The sequence below is a fragment of the Rouxiella sp. S1S-2 genome (assembly GCF_009208105.1).
Classification (GTDB): Bacteria; Pseudomonadota; Gammaproteobacteria; order Enterobacterales; family Enterobacteriaceae; genus Rouxiella.
Genome location: NZ_WFKL01000001.1, coordinates 3,743,603 through 3,764,010 on the forward strand (window position 1 = coordinate 3,743,603; position 20,408 = coordinate 3,764,010).

Below are 20,408 nucleotides of genomic sequence, written 5' to 3' on the forward strand. Positions count from 1 at the left end.
CAAATCAATTAGAATCGTATCAGTACGATTAACACCAAAAAAAGCCCCTGTAAATTTTAATTATAAAATAAATTTAACCAATACGTTAGTGCAACAACTAACTAAGGTGAATAAATGTTGAAAGCCATACTGCAAAATTACAAATCATCAATATTACTGGTTATTGCCTTAGCAATAGGCGGCTTTATTGGTATGACATTCCCCTCGATTGCGAAAGAAGTTAAACCAATCGGTGAAATATTTTTAAACTTACTCTTTATGACCATCGTCCCGCTAGTCGGTGTCAGTGTGATGTCTTCCATCGCTAAAATGACTGATCTCAGAAAGCTGGGAAAAATACTCCTGCTCGTCATCATCATCTCTTTACTCATGCCTTTAGTCGCCTCATTAACCATGATTGGCCTGCATGAAATTTACAACCCAGCGAAAGGAATCATTGTCACCTTTGAGCAATCATTTGAAGGTAATGCCGGAGGAATGAACTTTGTAGAAATGGTGACAGCCAGCGATTTTATTGGCCTGTTGAGTAAAAAGAACATTCTGGCACTGATCATTATGTCAATTATTGGCGGAATTGCTATCGGGCAAGCCGGTGAGTCGGGTCAGAAAATATCGTCGTTATTAGATGCCGCTAACGACGTCATAATGAAGTTAATTTCAATCATAATGAAATTAGCGCCGCTGGGACTGGGCTGTTATTTCGCGGATACCATGGCCAGCCAAGACCCCAAGTTGGTGATCACTTTTGGTAGCGTCATTGCTATGTTCTTTGTGACCAGCCTGGTCTACTTTATTTTTGCCTCAACGTTTTATTCATGGATAGCAGGAGGCCTTCCGGCCATCAAATCCTTCTGGAAATATATGATGGAACCTGCGGCGACATCATTAGGAACTTGCTCCTCCCTCGCTTCGTTGCCAGTGACTATTCGTGCGGCCAAAAAAATGGGACTTAATGATGACATAGTCAACGTCAGCCTGCCTTTGCTTGCCAATTTAAACAAGGGCGGTGTGGCAATGATTGCTACGCTAAAAGTCCTGTTTATTTATCAGATATTAGGCATCCCCTTTGATACTCAAGCGCTGTTGCTGACACTGATGATTGCGGTTATTTCAGCCATCATCGTAGGCGGCGTACCCGGCGGAGCCTTCCTCGGCGAGATTTTTATTGTGACTACCCTTGGATTGCCGCTCGAAGCTATTCCAATGTTGGTTATTTTAGGCGCTATCACTGACGCCCCGGCCACGATGCTCAACGTGGTGAATGATCTTAACGCGACCCAAATAATTCAACGATTTTGCGGTAACAAAAAGCCCGCAGGCAAAGATACGCCCCCTATAAATCAACTCGCTACTGACGTTTAAAAAGGAAATATCATGTCGAATAAAATAGAAACAATGTTAGTCAATGCAGGTCGAGATAAGAAGTTTTGCCACGGCGCGGTCAACCCGGTGGTGCAACGCGCCTCATCTATTGTCTTTGATTCGGTGGCGAGTAAAAAACACGCGACAAAGCTCAGGGCTGAAGGTGAACTGTTTTATGGTCGCCGCGGCACCTTAACCCACTTTGCCTTGCAGCAGGCGATGACAGAGATTGAAGGTGGTGCAGGCTGTGCGCTTTATCCCTGCGGTGCGGCAGCGGTGGCCAATACAATTTTGGCCTTCGTTAAACAGGGAGATCATATTTTAGTCACAGAAAGTGCCTACGAACCGACTCAAGATTTTTGCACTAAAACCTTGACCCGTCTCGGCGTGACCACGACCTATTTCCCGCCTATCATCAGCAGTGATAGTGGGATAGCTGCATTAATTCAGCAGAATACGCGTCTCGTTTTTCTAGAGTCGCCAAGCTCTATTACCATGGAAGTACAAGATATTCCTGGATTGGTTAAGCAAATAAAATCGATTAATCCTGAAATCATTATAGTGATAGACAATACATGGGCGGCTGGCGTGCTGTTTAAACCGCTACAGCACGGCGTCGATATTTCTGTTCAAGCGGGAACCAAATATTTAATCGGCCATTCTGATGCCATGATCGGCACGGCGGTCAGTAACGCCCGCTGTTGGGATACGCTTCGCGAAAACTCTTACTTGATGGGACAAACGGTTGATGCAGACACGGCTTATCTCGCCAGCCGCGGATTGCGGACTCTTGGAGTGAGGCTTGCTCAACACCATAAAAGTGGTCTTGAGGTTGCCAACTGGTTAGCCCAGCATCCCAGAGTGGCGCGCGTTAATCATCCCGCCCTGCCTGAATGTCCCGGCCATGAATTCTATGTCAGAGACTTTAGCGGATCGTCTGGTTTGTTTTCATTCGTTCTTGATACCAAACTCGATGATACTGAACTCGCCCATTATCTGGACCCTTTCACCCACTTTAAGATGGCCTATTCTTGGGGTGGATTCGAGTCATTGATTCTGGCAAATCAACCTGATGAGATGGCGGCCATTCGCCCTGCAACGGGTGTCACGTTTACGGGAACGTTAATTCGCTTACATATTGGCTTAGAAAACGTTGAAGATTTGTTGGAAGACTTGCAGGCAGGATTCGAGAGGATCAGTTAGCGTTATTTCTAGCTGTGCTTAATTTTCTGCCTGTAAGACAGCACAGGCAGAAAATGGCAGGTTAAATCAAATTATCCGCGCCCCACAAACGGCATTGCAGTCGCCATAACTGTCAGCGTCAGAATATTGGTACCGTCGGGTTGGTTGGCCATAAACGCCACGGCGTCCCCGACTTTATCCGCTGGCATTACCGGCTCCTGCGCCAGTTCAAAATCTGCCTGCAGTCGGCCACTCAGCGCCTTATTCCCCATGTCCGTCGCCGCATTGCCCACGTCAATTTGCCCACAGGCGATGTTATACTGGCGACCGTCGAGCGAAGTACTCTTGGTCAGACCGGTAATGGCGTGCTTGCTTGCGGTATACGCCGCGGAGTAAGGACGCGGAGTATGGGCCGAAATTGATCCATTATTGATAATTCGACCGCCCATTGGCTTTTGCTGTTTCATCAGCCGAACAGCCGCCTGGGTACAAAGATAGGCGCCGTTCAGATTGGTATTGATGACGGCCAGCCAGTCTTCGTAGGGCTGATCTTCAATCGGTTGCTCTTTCACATTAGTACCGGCGTTATTGAACAACACGTCGAGGCGGCCATAGGTTTCCTGAACGGTTGCAAACAGCGCAGCCACCGACTCAGGGCGGGTGACGTCAACCGTCAGAGCATGAACCTGACCTGGCTCAAACTGCTCGGCGGCCTTGTCGAGCTTTTCCTGACTGCGACCGGTCAGAATGACCAGAAAACCGCTGGCAACCAAAGACTTGGCGGCGCTCAGTCCGATACCGCTTCCCGCTCCGGTAATCAGAGCAATTTTCTTTTCAGTGTTAATCATACGATTTCCCAAAGTTTGCCTTTTTTTAAATTGCTCAGCGGAGTCGTTAATCAGTTCAGCAAACTTACACCGCCGCCATCATGCCGCCGTCGATAAACAGCAAATGGCCGTTAACGAAGTCAGAAGCGCGGGATGAAAGATAAACAGCGCCGCCAATCAGCTCTTCGGGATTGCCCCAGCGCGCGGCCGGCGTTCTCTTGCACAGCCAGTCGGAAAACTCTTTGTTATCCACCAGCGCCTGTGTCATGTCCGTTTTGAAATAACCCGGTGCGATGCCATTAACCTGAATATTGTAGCGGGCAAGTTCGACGCACATGCCGCGAGTCAGCATTTTAACCGCGCCTTTGGAGGCAGCATACGGGGTAATAGTGTCGCGACCCAGCTCGCTCTGAATAGAGCCGATATTAATAATTTTTCCGCGCTCGCGTTTAACCATGTAGCGCGCAACGGCTTGTGAAACCAGGAAAACGGATTTTTGGTTTACGGCAACAATGTCATCCCAGTCTTTCTCCGGGAATTCGGTAAACTTGTGGCGACGCTGAATACCGGCATTGTTTACCAGCACATCAATCGGGCCAATTTCACTTTCGATTTTATCAATCGCCTGTTGCACAGCCTGAGAGTGGGTCACGTCAAACGCCACCGGATGTGCAATGAAACCCGCCGCACGCAGGCTTTCTGCGGCTTTGTTGGCTGATTCCTGCGTGGTGCTGTTGATAATAATTTCGGCGCCGTGCTCGGCCAAACCTTTTGCCAACAGGAATCCCAAACCGCGTGAAGATCCGGTGACCAGGATTTTTTTGTTATCCAGCGAGAATAAATTTGTCATTGTGATTTTCCTGACGTTACCTAGCGAAAATGTTCGTGATGCTCACGAGCAAGATGAAAGAATTTTATCTAGGTTAATCAAACCGGTTTACCACTTGATAAACTGTGATGCAGATCACTTTATAAAGTGTTAACAAACTCTGTTACCGCAAGCGTGATCCGAGTCATCCGTCTCGTCAAAACTAAGCCAAATTTTAATCATGCTGCCGAAAATTGACTGCGATAAAAAGTTTCATCATCCTGAAAGTCTTAATGTTTTGCTTACTCCGTGCGCGTTGTTAACACAGGGTCAATTTGGTAACATAGATGCCATTAGTTTTCCTCCCTTTTAGCACCAGCAGGACTCCCGGATGAGAAACCAACGCGTCACACTGCAGGACATCGCGTTACTCGCCGACGTCACAAAAATGACCGTCAGCCGCTTTCTGCGCACGCCAGAAAAAGTCTCACCCGAAACGCGCGAACGCATTACCAAAGTGATGCAAGAAGTCGGTTTTCCGCTAGAAGAGACGGAAAAAAAGAACAAAAGCAAAAAGATAGGCATCCTCGTCCCCTCTTTTAACAATCAAATTTTCTCGGATTTACTGGCGGGCATCGAGTCCGTTACCTCGGCGCAGGGTTATCAAACGCTGGTGGTTAATTATGATTACAGCAAAGAGCGCGAAGAAGAGCACATTATCAACTTGCTGACCTACCGACTGGCCGGGCTGATGCTCACTGATTCCGTGCACACTTTGAAGGCTGAAAAATACCTGAACGCAGCCGATATTCCGATAGCGCAACTGATGGACCTTGAAAATGCCAACGGGCGAATTGCCGTCGGTTTTAATAATTTCCAGGCCGGTTATGACATGGCTTCGGCGTTAATTGCCAGCGGTAAACGGCAAGTGGTGTATTTTGGTTCCATGTCCGATGCCCGTGATATGAAACGCTATGAAGGCTATCGTAAAGCCATGGAAGATAACCAACTTATTGCCCAACATATCACGCCCAACAAAGTCTCATCGGTCTCTATTGGCGCGGGCATGTTAACCCTGGCAAGACAAAATAATCCTGAAATCAATGCGGTGCTGTGCACAAATGACGACATTGCGGTGGGCGTTTTACAGGAATGCATTAGACTGGGTATTAAGGTTCCTGAGCAGATGGCCATTTCCGGATTTCACGGGCTGGATATTGGTTTAGCGACCACCCCTGCATTGGCAAGTGTTATTACACCGCGCTTTGAAATGGGTAAAGTGGGCGCGGAAATCATGCTTAAAAAAATCAATAAAATCCCTACAATTGAAAGAGTTGACCTGCATTACCGCATCTCCCTTGGCGGCACGATTTAACCCAAATCCCTTCTGCAAGCCTGCTCCCACCGCATGGGGGCAGGATCACGTTACCAGTAACATCCTTTTTTAACATGATCTAACGTGAGCTGAGTCACGAAATATATCGGTGAAAATGCTTTTATTAGAGCATCGCCGGATCAGGTTAATAAGAACATTACATTCCAATGCCTTATTTCAGATACCAACCGAATTCGCGTATTAATTCATTCCCTGAGATGGAATGCGTCTGTGAATAAACGAGGTGTACCCATGGATAATAAAATACCTAAAGCCCGCTGGTTACGCGTTATTACGCCGATATTAATTGCCTGTATTATTTCATTCATGGACCGAGTTAACATCAGCTTCGCGATGCCCGGCGGCATGGACAGCGCATTGGGCATCACGTCCTCGATGGCTGGGCTAGCTGCGGGTATCTTCTTTATCGGGTATCTCTTTTTACAGGTGCCAGGAGGCAGCATTGCCGTACACGGCAGCGGCAGAAAATTCATCGCCTGCTCGCTGATTGCCTGGGCAGTTATCTCGGTACTGACCGGTCTGGTGACTAACCAATACCAGCTATTGTTCCTGCGCTTCGCACTCGGCGTGTCTGAGGGCGGTATGTTGCCGGTGGTATTAACCATGGTCAGCAACTGGTTCCCTGACGCTGAACGCGGTCGTGCCAATGCTTACGTCCTGATGTTTGCCCCTATTGGCGGGATGATCACCGCACCGCTGTCCGGCTATATTCTGGATGCGCTGGACTGGCGCTGGTTGTTTATCATTGAAGGTTTGCTGTCGGTGGTGGTGATGCTGTTCTGGTGGTTCACCATCAGTGACCGTCCTGAAGAGGCCAAATGGCTCTCGGATCGTGAACGCGACTATCTGGTGACCGAGCTAAATCGAGAACGGGAAGCGTTGAAAGCGCTGGCAAAAGTTGACGATGCACCGCTGAAAGAGGTGTTCCGCAACAAGTCTATTCTGAAGCTGATTGTGATTAACTTCTTCTACCAGACTGGGATTTATGGCTACACCCTGTGGCTGCCGACCATTTTGAAGAATCTCACCGGCGGTGACATGAGTTCGGTTGGCCTGCTGGCGATTGTCCCTTATGTGGGCACTATGCTGGGTATTCTGGTGATGTCCATCTTCTCCGATAAAACCGGCAAGCGCAGAATGTTTATTATCTTACCGTTGATTGGCTTTGCCGCCTGTTTGGCCGCATCGGTGACGGCGAAAGGCAACGTGATGGCGTCTTATGGTTTCCTGGTCGGTGCAGGCTTCTTCCTGCAGGCTGCAACCAGCGCCTTCTGGACTATTCCGGGTAAAGTGACGACGCCAGAAGTCGCGGGCCGTGCACGCGGTGTTATTAATGGTTTGGGTAATCTGGGTGGCTTCTGTGGCCCGTATCTCGTGGGGGTGTTGGTCAGCCTGTACGGTCAGAGCACGGCGATTTATGCACTGGTTGTTTCCCTGCTGATTGCCGCAGCGGTGACGGCTCTGCTGCCGAAAGAGTGCGATATTGCCTTGGTGCCGGGTGCTAAAGCTATCGCGCTGGCCGAGCATTACGCCAGAACGCGGGCGAAGTATAAAACCAACGGCGTAGCGGCATAATCGTTTATCTGCCATCCCCCGCTTATTTAGCGGGGGAGTTTTCAAAAGAGAGACTAATTTCGCGCACTATTCGCTGTCAGCTCCGCAATCCGCATAATCACTTTTACCGCACTCTCCATCCCTTCCAGCGTAATAAATTCATGCTTGCCGTGAAAGTTGTAGCCACCGGTGAAAATATTAGGGCAAGGCAGGCCGCGAAACGAAAGTTGAGCGCCATCGGTACCACCGCGAATTGGCTTCACTAGCGGTTTGATATTACAGTCTTTCATTGCCTGACGTGCCAGGTCGATGACGTGCAGATGCTTCATAACCTGCTCGCGCATGTTGTAGTAATTGTCATCAATGGTGACGTCAATATAACAGTCGCGATGGAGCCCCTCACCCAGCCACTGAGCCAAATCAAGGATCTTCTGTTTACGGGCTTCAAAATTGACGTGGTCGAAATCACGCAGAATATAGTGCATCTCGGCGCGCTCAACGTTGCCTTTTATTCCTGTCAGGTGGTAGAACCCTTCATAGCCACTGGTATTTTCCGGCCTTTCATCTGCTGGCAGCGCCTCATGAAAACGCGTAGCCAGCGACAGCGCATTGACCATCACCCCTTTTGCACTGCCCGGGTGCACATTATTACCGACTATTTTTAGGGTGACCGACGCCGCGTTGAAGTTTTCGTATTCAAGCTCGCCCACGCCGCCACCGTCGACGGTATAGGCCCATTCAGCGGCAAAAGCCTCAACGTCAAAGTTCTGCGCGCCCTTGCCTATCTCTTCATCCGGTGTGAAGGCGATGCGCAAAGTGCCGTGAGGCGTATCGCTATTTTTAAGGCGCAACATTGCCGTGATGATTTCGGCAATTCCGGCTTTGTCATCGGCACCGAGCAGCGTTTTGCCATCAGTAGTGACCAGAGTGTGGCCGAGAAGCTGGTGCAACACCGGAAACATCACCGGCGACAGAATTTCGTCACCGTTACCGAGCGCAATGTCGCCCCCACGATAGCTTTCGACTATCTGGGGATTGACGTGCTTAGCGGTAAAATCAGGGGCGGTATCAAGATGGGAAATAAAACCAATCACCGGCACCGGCCAGCTAACGTTGGCAGGCACCGTGGCCATCACGCAGCCTTTTGGGCTGAGCGTCACGTGGTCGAACCCCAGTGAAATAAGCTCGTCGCGCAGTGATTGTGCCAGTCTTACCTGGCCATCACTGCTTGGCGTGGATTTTGCGTTAGCTTTTGACTGGGTGTCAAAAGAGACATAGTGAAGGAAACGGTCAAGCAACTTATCCATATTCAAGCATCCTCGGGCGACAGAGGTTTATTATGCGCAGGCTGAATATCTTGAATATTGCGTCAGGTCATTGTTAACACGGTTACCCGACGCAGCCAGGTTAGCTCCAGCTTTCGCTTTTGTTGGTCAGAAAAGCGTGCACAAATTCGGGCACTACGGTGCTTGCCGGGCCATAAATCCGCTCATCAAACTGGCTTTCGACTTGGCTTGGCTCAAGGTTAAGTTCGAAGGTGTGAGCCCCTTGAATATGCGCCTCATGCACAAATCCTGCTGCTGGGTAGACGTGCCCCGAGGTTCCGATAGCAATGAAAAAATCGGCCTTGGCCAGCGCGGTGTAAATTTCGTCCATGCGCAGCGGCATTTCGCCGAACCATACCACGTGAGGGCGCAACGGTGCAGGAAACTGACAACAGTGGCAGCGGTCATCGACCGATAAGTCTTTGGGCCAGTCAAACACCTGACCCGACTCGCTACATCGCACTTTCATCAGCTCACCGTGCATGTGCAATATCCGGGAACTGCCTGCACGCTCGTGTAAATTATCGATATTTTGTGTCACCAGCAGGAAGTTATCACCCAAAGCTTCTTCGAGCACGGCCAACGCGTGATGGGCGGCGTTGGGCTGGATGTCTTCCTGCTGCAACTGCTGGCGACGTGCGTTATAAAACGCCTGCACCAGCTCCGGATCACGGCGAAATCCTTCCGGCGTGGCCACGTCTTCAACCTTGTGCTCTTCCCACAACCCGTCGGCGGCGCGGAAAGTGCGTATCCCGGATTCGGCCGAAATACCGGCACCGGTGAGCACCACCACGAAGGGCCTTTTCAACTCCGCGGCGGCCATGCTGTCGCGATGGAAAATATTAGATCGAAAACGCTGATGGCGTATGCGCTTATTTTTGCGAAACCGACGCAGCCGATGGCGTGTGCGCATATTCACCGCTCCTTTTCTTTACCCGAAAAAAATCTTTAATCGGAAATCTGGTTACTGACCGCCGCTCAACACTCTTGCGGGATCGATACGGCTGGCGCGACGTGCGGGATACCAGCTGGCGAGCAAACTCAGCACCAGCGCAGTTCCTAGCACGCTAACGACGTCTAGCCAATGCAGTTCCGACGGCAGGAAATCGATGAAATAAATGTCACCAGACAGAAGTTTATGGCCGATCAGCCTTTGCAGCACGTTAATTATATTGGTCAATTCCAGAGAGGCAATCACGCCAATCACTACGCCACACACGCTGCCCACCAGCCCTGCCATCAGGCCGTACCAAATAAATATTGCACGAATCAGCCCATCTTTGGCGCCCAGCGTTCTCAACACCGCGATATCGCTGCTTTTATCTTTAACCGCCATCACCAGTGTGGAGACAATGTTGAAACAGGCAACGCCTATCACCAGCACCATCGCCAAATACATAATGGCGCGGATCATTTGAATGTCACGGTACATATAACCGTAAGTCCCTATCCAACTGCTAATGTAGACATACGCTTTTGTGACTTCACCCGCATCACGTACCAGCTTGTTGGCAGCAAAGACATCATTAACTTTGATGTCTATTCCGGTCACGCTGGCGCCCATATCCTGATACTGCTGAGCATCGGTCAGGGGAACCATTGCCATGCTGTGGTCAAGCTGACCGCTGAGTTGCAAAATACCGGTTACGTGCAGACGAATACGCTTGGGCTGCAGCAGCTTCATCTCAGGGTCGCTGTTGGGGATCATGACCGTTACCCAGTCGCCCTGCTTAACGTTGAGGGCATCGGCCACGCCTTTACCCAAAATGATTTGCTGTTCGCCGGCTTTAAAATTCTGCCAGGCATCGCCCTGCACAAATTTTGGCACCGCGCTGATGCGCCCTTCCTGCTGCGGATCAACGCCCTTAACCTGCAAAGCACGCAGTTTGGCCCCATTTTCAATCAGGCCGCTAAACTGCACATAGGGTGCCGCGGCCACAATGCCCGGCACTTTCTCTACGCGGTCGATAACACCCTGCCAGTCGTTAAACGGCTGATTAACCGGGCGGATCTCACCGTGAGGAACCACGGCCAGCACGCGGTCTTTAAGTTCGCGTTCAAATCCGTTCATCGCGCTCAGGCCGACGATCAGTACCGCTACGCCCAGTGCGATGCCCAGCGTCGAAATAACCGAAATCAGCGACACCATGCCGCCGCGACGGCGTCCACGGCTAAAACGCAGGCCGATGAGGAGGGAAAAAGGCATCGCTGACATTAACGCGCTCCCAGCAGAGTTGAATCCTGCTGCAACTTACCGTCGCGCATTTCAAGCTGGCGACTGAGTCGATTAGCCAACTGTAAATCATGAGTCACCACTAAAAATGCGGTGCCCTGTCGTACGTTCAGTTCGCCAAGCAGCTCAAAAATGCTGTCGGCATTTTTCTGGTCAAGGTTACCGGTAGGCTCATCGGCCAATACCAGAGAAGGACTGTTGACCAGCGCGCGCGCTATGGCCACACGCTGACGTTCACCGCCTGAAAGTTCCGATGGACGATGCTTACTGCGGTGCTCCAGCCCAACGGCGGCCAACATCTCACGGGTCTTGTCTTGCACCTCTGAAGCTTTGTTCTTGCCTATCAACAGTGGCATCGCCACGTTTTCCAGCGCGGTAAAGTCCGGCAGCAGGTGGTGGAACTGATAAATAAAGCCCAGTTGGCGGTTGCGTAGCTCGGCCTTGGCAGAAGAGGACATGGCGTTCAGCGACTGGCCTTTAAACACCACTTCACCTGCAGTGGGCGAATCCAAACCACCGAGCAGGTGCAGCAGCGTACTTTTACCCGAACCGGAACTGCCGACAATTGCCATCATCTCACCCGGTTTGATGGCAAACGACACGTCGCGCAGCACGTCGGTTTTTAGCTTGCCTTCCTGGTAAGTCTTACAGAGGTTTTCGCACTGCAACAATAAAGAATTATTCATAACGTAGAGCCTCTGCGGGTTGAGCGGCGGCGGCGCGCCATGAAGGATAGAACGTAGACAACAGCGCGATAACCATCGCCACCAGCGCAATAATCACTACCTGCATTGGCTCAATGGCCACCGGCAGTGAGGCGCCGTCGAGCATCACGCCAATCGCGGGCATGATGGTATTGAGTTGGGTCGCAAGCAGCACGCCCAGCACGGCGCCGAGCAGTGCACCAATAATACCCGCGCTGGCGCCCTGCACCATGAAGATGGCCATGATTTGCCGACGTGTGAGGCCCTGAGTTTTCAAGATAGCCACCTCGCCCTGTTTCTCCATCACCAGCAGACCTAGCGAGGTAATAATATTAAACGCCGCCACGGCAACAATCAGGCTTAACAACAGGCCCATCATGTTTTTCTCCATGCTCACGGCCTGGAACAGCTCACCACGACGTTCGCGCCAGTCTTTCCATTGGGTGCCATTCGGCAGCGTCTGGCGACTTAGCGAATCGACGTCGAGCGGTTTGTTCAAATACAGTCGCCAGCCGGTGATGTTGCCCTGTGGATAGAGCATCATACGCGAGGCGTCTTGAATGTTGACCAGCATTTCGTAGCCGTCAACCTCGCTGTTGGCGGCAAACGTGCCTGCTACTGTAAAGAGACGCTGGCTCGGGATGCGACCTACCGGGGTAAACTGGCTCACGCTGGTGACCATCAGACGCAGTTTGTCGCCGCGCTGAACTTTTAGCTGCTGGGCAAGCTGATCGCCTAAAATGACCTTATACTGTCCAGGCTGCAGGTCTTGCTGAGTGACGCCAACCAGCGTGCTCGACAGCGTGTCTTTTTCATTGGGATCAATACCCAGCATCACGCCGACCGCCACGCTACCGGGGCTTTGCAGCACCACGTCGCCGGTAGTCAACGGCACGGCGCGGTTAACACCCTGCAGTTTGGCCGCCGCATCGCGAGGAATTTGTTGAGGATTTAGCGATCCCTGCGGTGTGGTGATGTAGGCTTGAGGTATCAGTCCCAAAATATTATTTTCGAGATCTTTCTCAAAACCGTTCATGACCGACAACACGGTAACCAACGCCATCACCCCAAGGGTAATGCCGATTGTGGATAGCCAGGAGACAAACCGCCCAAAGCGGTCTGAAGCTCGCCCGCGCATGTAGCGCAGGCCGATGAATAACGCGACAGGTTGATACATGAAATCCGTTAAGTGCAGTAGCTCATTGCAAAGTGATCAAGGATAATAAAGGCTACCTGCGCTTTATGGAACCATTAACGGTGTTACCAGGCGGCTTTTATTTATGTAGAGTCGTGAACAAATCGGATTGACCTGATGGTAAACCCCATCGCAAGATACGGTTTATAAATCTGGCCCTTACCGCCGACAAAAGAGATAGCGAAACTGCTTATGCTTCAAAAAATGCCTCAAGAAAGGCGGTATTCACTGCCAGAACGTCCCGGCGATACCCGTCAGCTGGGGCAACTCACCGGTTCGGCCTGCGCGTTGGAGTGCGCCGAAATCAGCGAGCGCCATCCCGGTCCGGTGATGCTTATCGCGCCGGATATGCAAAACGCACTGCGTTTACGCGATGAGATCCAGCAGTTTACCGAACATAAAGTGATCAGCCTCTCCGACTGGGAAACGCTGCCGTACGACAGTTTTTCTCCGCATCAGGAAATCATTTCTGCCCGTCTGTCGAGCCTTTATCAGCTACCGACCATGGAACGCGGCATAATTATTCTTCCGGTCAATACGCTGATGCAGCGCGTTTGTCCGCACGAGTTCCTGCACGGGCACGCGCTGGTGATGAAAAAAGGCCAGCATCTTTCACGCGACAAACTGCGTTCCCAGCTCGAACAGGCAGGATATCGCAGTGTCGATCAGGTAATGGAGCACGGCGAATTTGCCACCCGTGGCGCCCTGCTCGACCTCTACCCGATGGGCAGCGATGAACCTTACCGTATCGACTTCTTTGACGACGAGATTGACAGCCTGCGCCTGTTTGACGTCGATACCCAGCGCACACTGAGCGAAGTCGAATCAATAAATCTGCTGCCTGCCCACGAATTCCCGACCGATAAAAATGCTATCGAGCTGTTTCGCAGCCAGTTCCGTGAAAAATTTGAGGTCCGCCGCGAGGCCGAGCACGTTTATCAGCAGGTGACTAAAGGCACCTTCCCTGCCGGTATTGAATACTGGCAGCCGCTGTTTTTCAGCCAACCATTGAGCACGCTGTTCAGCTATTTACCGAAAAACACACTGCTGCTGAACACGGGTGATTTGGAACAAGCCGCCGATCGTTTCTGGCAGGATGTGGTTCAGCGCTATGAAAGCCGCCGCATCGACCCAATGCGCCCGCTGGTTGAGCCAGAACTGCTGTGGCTAAAAGTCGACAGCCTGTTTTCCGAGCTAAAGCAGTGGCCGCGCATGCAGCTTAAAACTGAGCTGCTGGCGGAAAAAAGCGCCAATACCAATCTTGACTATCAGCCGCTTCCGGACCTCTCCGTGGTGCCGCAAAACAAAGCGCCGATGGACAACCTGCGCCGCTTTAACGAAGCCTTTAACGGCAGTATCGTCTTTTCGGTAGAAAGCGAAGGTCGTCGCGAGACCCTGCAGGACCTGCTGGGCCGTATCAAGCTGCAACCGCAGCTGATTACCCGCATCGAGCAGGCCGCAGAGCCGGGCCGCTATATCATGATTGGCGCCTGTGAAAAGGGCTTTCTGGATAATCAAAAACAGCTGGCGCTGATTTGCGAAAGCGACATGCTGGGCGAACGCGTAGCCCGCCGCCGTCAGGACACCCGTCGCGCCATTAATACCGACACACTGATCCGCAACCTTGCCGAGCTGCGTCCCGGCCAGCCGGTGGTGCATCTTGAGCACGGCGTGGGCCGTTATTTAGGCCTGACTACGCTAGAAGCGGGCGGCATTAAGGCCGAATACCTGATTCTGACTTACGCTGGCGAAGACAAACTGTATGTGCCGGTTTCATCACTGCACCTGATTAGCCGCTATGCCGGAGGTGCTGATGATACTGCACCGCTGCACAAACTCGGCGGTGAGGCCTGGTCCAAGGCGCGGCAGAAAGCGGCTGAAAAAGTCCGCGACGTGGCGGCAGAGTTGCTGGATATTTATGCCCAGCGTGAAGCCAAAGCGGGTTTCGCCTTCAAGCATGATAAAGAGCAATATCAGTTGTTCTGTCAAACTTTTCCGTTTGAAACCACCCCGGACCAGTCGCAGGCCATTAATGCCGTACTGACCGACATGACGCAGCCGCTGGCTATGGATCGTCTGGTGTGCGGTGACGTGGGCTTCGGTAAAACCGAAGTGGCGATGCGCGCCGCGTTTCTTGCCGTCTCTAACAACAAGCAGGTTGCGGTACTGGTCCCGACCACGTTGCTGGCGCAGCAGCACTTTGACAACTTCCGCGATCGCTTCGCCAATTGGCCGGTGCGCATTGAAATGATGTCGCGTTTTCGCAGTGCCAAAGAGCAGCAGGCGGTGCTTGAAGAAGCCGTCGAGGGCAAGGTCGATATTATTATCGGCACCCATAAACTGCTGCAGAGCAATCTGCACTGGAAAGATCTGGGCCTGCTGATCGTCGATGAAGAGCACCGCTTCGGCGTGCGTCATAAAGAGCGAATCAAGGCGATGCGCGCCGATGTGGATATTCTCACCCTCACCGCGACGCCTATTCCGCGAACCCTGAATATGGCGATGAGCGGCATGCGCGACCTGTCGATTATTGCTACGCCACCGGCTCGCCGTCTGGCGGTGAAAACCTTCGTTCGCGAATATGACAGTCTGGTGGTACGTGAGGCTATTTTGCGCGAAGTGCTGCGCGGCGGGCAGGTTTATTATCTTTACAACGACGTAGCCAATATCGACAAAGCCGCCGAGCGCCTGGCAGAGCTGGTACCTGAGGCGCGAATTGCCATCGGGCACGGACAAATGCGCGAGCGTGATCTTGAACGAGTGATGAATGACTTCCATCATCAGCGCTTTAACGTATTGGTTTGCACCACCATTATTGAAACCGGTATTGATATTTCCACTGCCAATACCATTATCATGGAGCGTGCCGACCACCTTGGCCTTGCCCAGCTGCACCAGCTGCGTGGCCGCGTCGGCCGTTCTCATCATCAGGCCTATGCTTATCTCCTTACCCCGCCGCCCAAGGCGATGTCTGCCGATGCCCACAAGCGCCTCGAAGCCATTGCCTCACTCGAAGACCTGGGAGCCGGCTTTGCGCTGGCCACCCACGACCTTGAGATCCGCGGTGCCGGTGAGCTATTGGGCGAGGGGCAGAGCGGGCAAATGAGCTCTATCGGCTTCTCGCTGTACATGGAGCTGCTCGAAAATGCCGTTGAGGCGCTGAAAGAGGGGCGCGAGCCGTCGCTTGAAGATCTCACGACCAGCCAAACCGACGTAGAAATGCGCATGCCTGCTCTGCTGCCGGAAGAGTTTATTCCCGACGTGAATACCCGCCTCTCATTGTATAAACGCATTGCCAGCGCCCGAACTCCGCAGGAAGTTGACGAACTTCGCGTTGAGCTGATTGACCGTTTCGGCACCCTGCCCGACGGCGCGCGTAATTTACTGAGCATTGCCGTGCTGCGTCTCAAGGCTAAAGCGCTGGGTATCAAGCGAATCGAAGGCAATGAGCGCGGTGGATTTGTCGAGTTTAGCGACAAGAACCGCGTCGATCCGAGTTATCTGATTGGTTTACTGCAGAAACAGCCGCAGGTTTATCGATTGGATGGCCCAAGCAAGCTGAAGTTTATGCTCGACCTGACCGACAGGCCAAAACGCCTGAAGTTTGTTGATGAATTGCTCGAGGAGTTTGCGGGGCATCAGCTCACGGGGTAATACTCGGGCCGTGCCATTACGGTGTACAAAGAGCAAAAGCCCGAGCATAAAAACTCGGGCTTTTTACTAAGACAAGGAACAGATTTTTGACGAAAAAGTTAGCTGCGGGTCAACTGCAACTGACCGCTCTTGTCTAGGGGGATCTGCGTGCCCGGATCGTGGTCCATGCGCACTTTGCCTTGTTGATTACCGATTTTGTATGTCACGTCATAGCCCAGCATTTTTTCTGACTTGTCATAGATGGTGCTACAACGCTGCTTCTGCGTGGTATAGGTGTCGTTGTCCTGCATTGAGCTTTGCACGCGGTTGCCCGCATAACCGCCGCCCAGCGCACCGGCTACCGTTGCTAAATCACGCCCGTGCCCACCGCCAAACTGATGACCCAGAACCCCACCCGCGACGGCACCCAACACAGAACCCGTGATTTGATTTTCATCCTGCACCGGACGACGGTGAGTGACCGTAACATTACGGCATTCTTGTCGTGGTGTTTTAATGGTTTCTTTGATGGGCGTTGCACTGACAACCTGCGCGTACTGCGGAGCAGAAGAAAAAACGTTCATGCTGGCGACAGCCGCAACGCCTAGCGCCGCCGCCACACCGATACCGACACCCGCTAACATTGACTTGTTCACAGGACATCCTCCTAAAGTGTTAACACGCATTTTGCTCCCTACTCATCGACTCCCTCGAGGGAACGGCGTGCGTGAATCGCCTTCTGTAAACAGTTCTCTTGAACCTGATATAAATTTTGCGCATTTAGCCCAGAGCGAACAATAAGACTATTGGATAAAAAACACAGAATATGCGCATTAACAGTGGGATTTAGGAGCATTCTTAGGATTATTCACTAAACGAATGAGCGAAGGGCCGTTTGTATGATTAAAAATTTCAACCATGGGAGGTATTTGCTTAGGGGAATAACCCTAGAATCGATTCAGCCTCCGGTAAAAAAACCGGAGGCTGTACAGTCATTTAGTGAAGTTTAAGACGCGGGCGAATAACCCGGTTAATACTGCCCACTAACATCATCAACCCGGTCTTCGCATAGCCATGCAGCGCAATCTGGTGCATGCGGTATAAAGAAACATAGACTAAGCGTGCCAATCGGCCTTCAACCATCATGGAACCTTTGGTCAGATTCCCCATCAGGCTGCCTACGGTGCTAAAACGAGAGAGCGAAACCAGTGAACCATGGTCTTTATAGACATACGGTTTCAGGCTACGGCCGCTGCGCTGAGCCATGATATTGGCAAAACAGCGAGACGCCATCTGATGCGCAGACTGGGCACGAGGAGGAACAAATCCGCCGCCCGGCAGTGCACATGAAGCACAGTCACCAATCGCATAAATATCAGCATCGCGCGTCGTTTGCAGCGTGGGTTCAACCACCAGTTGATTGATACGGTTGGTCTCCAGACCCGCTATATCCTTCAAGAAATCAGGCGCTTTAATACCAGCAGCCCAGACCATTAAATCAGCTTCAATAAATTCGCCGTCTTTGGTGTTAAGACCGTTTTTATCCGCGCTGGTGACCATGGTTTTCGTCAATACGCGCACGCCAATTTTGGTCAACTCCTGATGCGCAGCAGCAGAAATTCGCGGCGGCAAAGCAGGTAAAATGCGCTCACCGGCCTCGACTAAAGTTACGTTAAGCGTCTGATTATTAAGGCCTTCAAAGCCATAGCTGTGCAGCTCCTTCACCGCATTATGCAGTTCGGCCGACAGCTCAACGCCGGTCGCTCCGCCGCCCACGATCGCAATATTAACCGTGCCTTTTTTATCCGGATTTGCCGAATATTTAAGGAACAGATTGAGCATTTCATTATGGAAACGGTGAGCCTGATGCGGGTTGTCCAGAAAGATGCAATTCTCTTTAATGCCCGGAGTGCCGAAATCATTGGAGGTACTGCCCAGCGCCATCACCAGTTGGTCATAGGCCAAGTCACGTTCGGCCACCAGCAGTTCGCCGTTGGTATCACGAATTTCAGCCAGCGTGATGGTTTTATTGTCGCGGCTAATGTTGGTAAGCGAACCGATTTGGAATGTGAATCCATGGTTGCGTGCATGTGCGAGATAGCTCAGCGCGTCGACACCGTCATCCAGGCTTCCCGTGGCAACTTCATGCAGCAGTGGCTTCCACAGATGACTGTGGTTACGGTCTACCAAAATAATCTCGGCTTTTTTATTGCGACCCAGTTTGCGACCCAGGCTGGTTGCCAGCTCAAGACCGCCTGCCCCACCGCCGATAATCACAATTTTTTTCTTTGCTTCAGTCACTATGACCCCCTCAAATGTAAACCAAATGTTATCTAAGGGTAAAAATTTATCCTTAGATAACATAGGGTTGTTCAAGTTAAATCATCTTCATGGCTGAGAATAACATGGCGGGGTCAATTGGTTATACCAAAATTGATCTACATCAATTTTTTTCGGAATAGCCCGGCGATAACAATTTTTTTGCAGCTTGTTATTCAAACAGTTAACGCCGGTTAGCAGAAAGGGATATTTTAAAAAGTTACAATTAAATGATTCAGACGAGGTGTTGAAAAGCCTTTATGCTCGGTAAGTGCACCGAGATGTTCTTAAATTTGTGACTCTGCTTTTCGTCCCAAATAATCGGATAGTAAGGAGACAACGCATTAGCTGACTCTTGGCTATCAAGCACGCCATCTTCACGCGAGAGGATCACCAGGCATTGGTCGCGGTTTTTCTCTCTGAAATCACTTACGCACTTGGTGGCGATATCCACGTACTCTTCAGGACGGTCGATTTTTCCCGTCATGTTGCTCTGCGGCGACAGATTGGGGTTGAACATCACCTGGCGTATGCCACACAAAAAGCCGATGCGCTCCGCCCAATAACCGCCAAGCCCTACGCCACAGATAAGCGTGGTTTTACCTTCTGCCTGCTGCTGCACCTTGTCGACTTCCTTGATTAGGTGTTGCATATCATGACGCGGGTGCAGCGTGCTGTAGCTAATAAATCGGACATCGGGATCGATAAACTGCAGCTGCAACACCTTCTCATGATTTCCCGGACTGGTTGAGTCAAAGCCATGCAAATAAATGATCATATCTTTCCTCATTAAACCTCGGTATCACTTTATAGGCCATGACAGCTAAGGACTCTGTCAGGCCTGCTTATGCGCCTGCCAGCGCTCATCCAGCGCCGTTAGTTCCTGATTCGAACGCTGCCAGCGCTCAGTGTCACGCAGAGCCTGGCGGCTGGATTTACCCTGATAGGCGCCCCCATGGTACAAGCCGGTAACCTGCTCTGCCTTGATCGGTAACAGGTTATCGAGCACGCTCACCGCACCGTCGCGGTTATTACATACCAAAATCATGTCGCAACCGGCATCGAGTGAGGCCTGACCGCGCTCGGCATAACTGCCCATCACGGCGGCACCTTCCATCGACAAGTCGTCAGAGAAAATAATGCCGCCAAAGCCCAGTTCCTGACGGAGAATTTTCTTCAACCAGTATGGAGAACCGCTGGCAGGACGCGGGTCTGCCTCGGTATAAATCACGTGCGCAGGCATGACGGCGTCGAGCATCTTGCGCTCAATCAGTTGGCGGAAAATGGCCATATCGTGCTGGCGAATTTCCTCAAGCGGGCGATTATCGCGCGGCGTTTCTTTGTGCGAGTCGGCGGTAACCGCGCCGTGCCCCGGGAAATGTTTGCCGGTCACTTTCATTCCGGCCAAGTGCATTCCGCGAATATAGCGTTCGGCAATATCCAGCGCTTTTTGCGGGTCTGCGTGGAAAGAACGCTCACCAATCGCCGCACTGATATGGCCAATGTCCAGTACCGGTGCAAAGCTTATGTCGATGTCCATGGCAATCATTTCTGCGGCCATCAGCCATCCAGCCTCTTCGGCCAAACGGCCCGCTTCGCGTGGATCGTTTAACGCAGCGAATGACTGCGCGGCGGGAATGCGGGTAAAACCTTCGCGAAAACGCTGTACCCTTCCGCCTTCCTGATCTACCGCTAACACCTGGCGCTGGCGCGAGGCCGCCCGAATTTGACGAATCAGCTCCTGCAACTGCTGAACATCATGATAGTTACGGGTAAACAGAATCAGCCCACCGACCAGCGGGTGCTGCAAAATCTCGCGCTCTTCTGCATCCAGCTCGTAGCTGGCAACGTCTAACATTACTGGACCCAA

16 protein-coding genes are annotated in these 20,408 nt (G+C 51.7%); 5 read left to right on the forward strand and 11 right to left on the reverse strand.

What is annotated here, in order from left to right:
* Positions 1-114: 114 nt before the first annotated feature.
* Both GA565_RS17175 and metC read left to right on the forward strand, forming a co-directional pair.
* A complete protein-coding gene (locus tag GA565_RS17175) occupies positions 115-1,362 on the forward strand; it encodes a dicarboxylate/amino acid:cation symporter (RefSeq protein WP_370518062.1) in 1,248 nt (415 codons plus the stop codon).
* 12 nt (positions 1,363-1,374) lie between these two features.
* Positions 1,375-2,565, forward strand: coding sequence for a cystathionine beta-lyase (metC, locus tag GA565_RS17180; protein ID WP_152199603.1), 1,191 nt, complete (start codon positions 1,375-1,377; stop codon positions 2,563-2,565).
* Positions 2,566-2,636: 71 nt separating this feature from the next.
* Here metC and GA565_RS17185 read toward each other — a convergent pair whose 3' ends face one another.
* Together GA565_RS17185 and idnO are read right to left on the reverse strand one after the other, a co-directional pair.
* A complete protein-coding gene (locus tag GA565_RS17185; protein WP_152199605.1) occupies positions 2,637-3,392 on the reverse strand; it encodes an SDR family oxidoreductase in 756 nt (251 codons plus the stop codon).
* A 64-nt stretch (positions 3,393-3,456) separates the two neighbouring features.
* Positions 3,457-4,221 (reverse strand): gluconate 5-dehydrogenase, encoded by a 765-nt coding sequence (gene idnO / locus GA565_RS17190; RefSeq protein WP_152199607.1) that lies wholly within the window; start codon positions 4,219-4,221, stop codon positions 3,457-3,459.
* 349 nt (positions 4,222-4,570) lie between these two features.
* Here idnO and GA565_RS17195 point away from each other — a divergent pair, with 349 nt between their 5' ends.
* Both GA565_RS17195 and GA565_RS17200 read left to right on the forward strand, forming a co-directional pair.
* A complete protein-coding gene (locus tag GA565_RS17195; protein WP_152199609.1) occupies positions 4,571-5,554 on the forward strand; it encodes a LacI family DNA-binding transcriptional regulator in 984 nt (327 codons plus the stop codon).
* A 252-nt stretch (positions 5,555-5,806) separates the two neighbouring features.
* A complete protein-coding gene (locus GA565_RS17200; protein ID WP_152199611.1) occupies positions 5,807-7,150 on the forward strand; it encodes an MFS transporter in 1,344 nt (447 codons plus the stop codon).
* Between the two features lie 53 nt (positions 7,151-7,203).
* Here GA565_RS17200 and pepT read toward each other — a convergent pair whose 3' ends face one another.
* The 5 genes from pepT to lolC form a co-directional block, all read right to left on the reverse strand.
* Positions 7,204-8,436 carry a peptidase T gene (gene pepT, locus GA565_RS17205; protein ID WP_152199612.1) on the reverse strand — a complete coding sequence of 411 codons (1,233 nt, stop codon included), beginning with the start codon at positions 8,434-8,436 and terminating at the stop codon, positions 7,204-7,206.
* A 100-nt stretch (positions 8,437-8,536) separates the two neighbouring features.
* The gene (gene cobB / locus GA565_RS17210) at positions 8,537-9,367 is read right to left on the reverse strand and encodes a Sir2 family NAD+-dependent deacetylase (protein WP_152199614.1); all 831 of its coding nucleotides are present in this window, start codon (positions 9,365-9,367) and stop codon (positions 8,537-8,539) included.
* Between the two features lie 51 nt (positions 9,368-9,418).
* On the reverse strand, positions 9,419-10,660 hold the full coding sequence (gene lolE / locus GA565_RS17215; RefSeq protein ID WP_152201587.1) for a lipoprotein-releasing ABC transporter permease subunit LolE: 1,242 nt from the start codon (positions 10,658-10,660) through the stop codon (positions 9,419-9,421).
* Positions 10,661-10,668: 8 nt separating this feature from the next.
* Complete coding sequence (lolD, locus tag GA565_RS17220; protein ID WP_152199616.1) at positions 10,669-11,373, reverse strand: lipoprotein-releasing ABC transporter ATP-binding protein LolD; 705 nt, start codon at positions 11,371-11,373, stop codon at positions 10,669-10,671.
* Positions 11,366-12,568 carry a lipoprotein-releasing ABC transporter permease subunit LolC gene (lolC, locus tag GA565_RS17225; RefSeq protein ID WP_152199618.1) on the reverse strand — a complete coding sequence of 401 codons (1,203 nt, stop codon included), beginning with the start codon at positions 12,566-12,568 and terminating at the stop codon, positions 11,366-11,368. The genes lolD and lolC overlap by 8 nt, the downstream gene beginning before the upstream one ends.
* A 222-nt stretch (positions 12,569-12,790) precedes the next feature.
* Between lolC and mfd the strand changes: the two genes are divergently transcribed.
* A complete protein-coding gene (mfd, locus tag GA565_RS17230) occupies positions 12,791-16,240 on the forward strand; it encodes a transcription-repair coupling factor (RefSeq protein WP_152201588.1) in 3,450 nt (1,149 codons plus the stop codon).
* A 98-nt stretch (positions 16,241-16,338) separates the two neighbouring features.
* On the opposite strand, the gene GA565_RS17235 is transcribed toward mfd, so the two are convergent.
* From GA565_RS17235 to nagZ, 4 genes are all read right to left on the reverse strand, one after another.
* On the reverse strand, positions 16,339-16,875 hold the full coding sequence (locus tag GA565_RS17235) for a glycine zipper 2TM domain-containing protein (RefSeq protein WP_152199620.1): 537 nt from the start codon (positions 16,873-16,875) through the stop codon (positions 16,339-16,341).
* A 340-nt stretch (positions 16,876-17,215) separates the two neighbouring features.
* Positions 17,216-18,520, reverse strand: coding sequence for an NAD(P)/FAD-dependent oxidoreductase (locus GA565_RS17240; protein ID WP_152199621.1), 1,305 nt, complete (start codon positions 18,518-18,520; stop codon positions 17,216-17,218).
* 253 nt (positions 18,521-18,773) lie between these two features.
* Positions 18,774-19,316: an alpha/beta hydrolase YcfP gene (ycfP, locus tag GA565_RS17245; protein ID WP_152199623.1), complete on the reverse strand. Its 543-nt coding sequence runs from the start codon at positions 19,314-19,316 to the stop codon at positions 18,774-18,776.
* A 57-nt stretch (positions 19,317-19,373) separates the two neighbouring features.
* Positions 19,374-20,396 carry a beta-N-acetylhexosaminidase gene (nagZ, locus tag GA565_RS17250; protein ID WP_152199625.1) on the reverse strand — a complete coding sequence of 341 codons (1,023 nt, stop codon included), beginning with the start codon at positions 20,394-20,396 and terminating at the stop codon, positions 19,374-19,376.
* Positions 20,397-20,408 lie beyond the last annotated feature (12 nt).

Excerpts from the sequence above, each read along its gene's own strand:
- GA565_RS17175 (WP_370518062.1), top strand. The coding sequence starts at position 115 with ATGTTGAAAGCCATACTGCAAAATTACAAATCATCAATATTACTGGTT.
- metC (WP_152199603.1), top strand. The coding sequence starts at position 1,375 with ATGTCGAATAAAATAGAAACAATGTTAGTCAATGCAGGTCGAGATAAG.
- GA565_RS17185 (WP_152199605.1), bottom strand. The coding sequence starts at position 3,392 with ATGATTAACACTGAAAAGAAAATTGCTCTGATTACCGGAGCGGGAAGC.
- idnO (WP_152199607.1), bottom strand. The coding sequence starts at position 4,221 with ATGACAAATTTATTCTCGCTGGATAACAAAAAAATCCTGGTCACCGGA.
- GA565_RS17195 (WP_152199609.1), top strand. The coding sequence starts at position 4,571 with ATGAGAAACCAACGCGTCACACTGCAGGACATCGCGTTACTCGCCGAC.
- GA565_RS17200 (WP_152199611.1), top strand. The coding sequence starts at position 5,807 with ATGGATAATAAAATACCTAAAGCCCGCTGGTTACGCGTTATTACGCCG.
- pepT (WP_152199612.1), bottom strand. The coding sequence starts at position 8,436 with ATGGATAAGTTGCTTGACCGTTTCCTTCACTATGTCTCTTTTGACACC.
- cobB (WP_152199614.1), bottom strand. The coding sequence starts at position 9,367 with ATGCGCACACGCCATCGGCTGCGTCGGTTTCGCAAAAATAAGCGCATA.
- lolE (WP_152201587.1), bottom strand. The coding sequence starts at position 10,660 with ATGCCTTTTTCCCTCCTCATCGGCCTGCGTTTTAGCCGTGGACGCCGT.
- lolD (WP_152199616.1), bottom strand. The coding sequence starts at position 11,373 with ATGAATAATTCTTTATTGTTGCAGTGCGAAAACCTCTGTAAGACTTAC.
- lolC (WP_152199618.1), bottom strand. The coding sequence starts at position 12,568 with ATGTATCAACCTGTCGCGTTATTCATCGGCCTGCGCTACATGCGCGGG.
- mfd (WP_152201588.1), top strand. The coding sequence starts at position 12,791 with ATGCCTCAAGAAAGGCGGTATTCACTGCCAGAACGTCCCGGCGATACC.
- ycfP (WP_152199623.1), bottom strand. The coding sequence starts at position 19,316 with ATGATCATTTATTTGCATGGCTTTGACTCAACCAGTCCGGGAAATCAT.
- nagZ (WP_152199625.1), bottom strand. The coding sequence starts at position 20,396 with ATGTTAGACGTTGCCAGCTACGAGCTGGATGCAGAAGAGCGCGAGATT.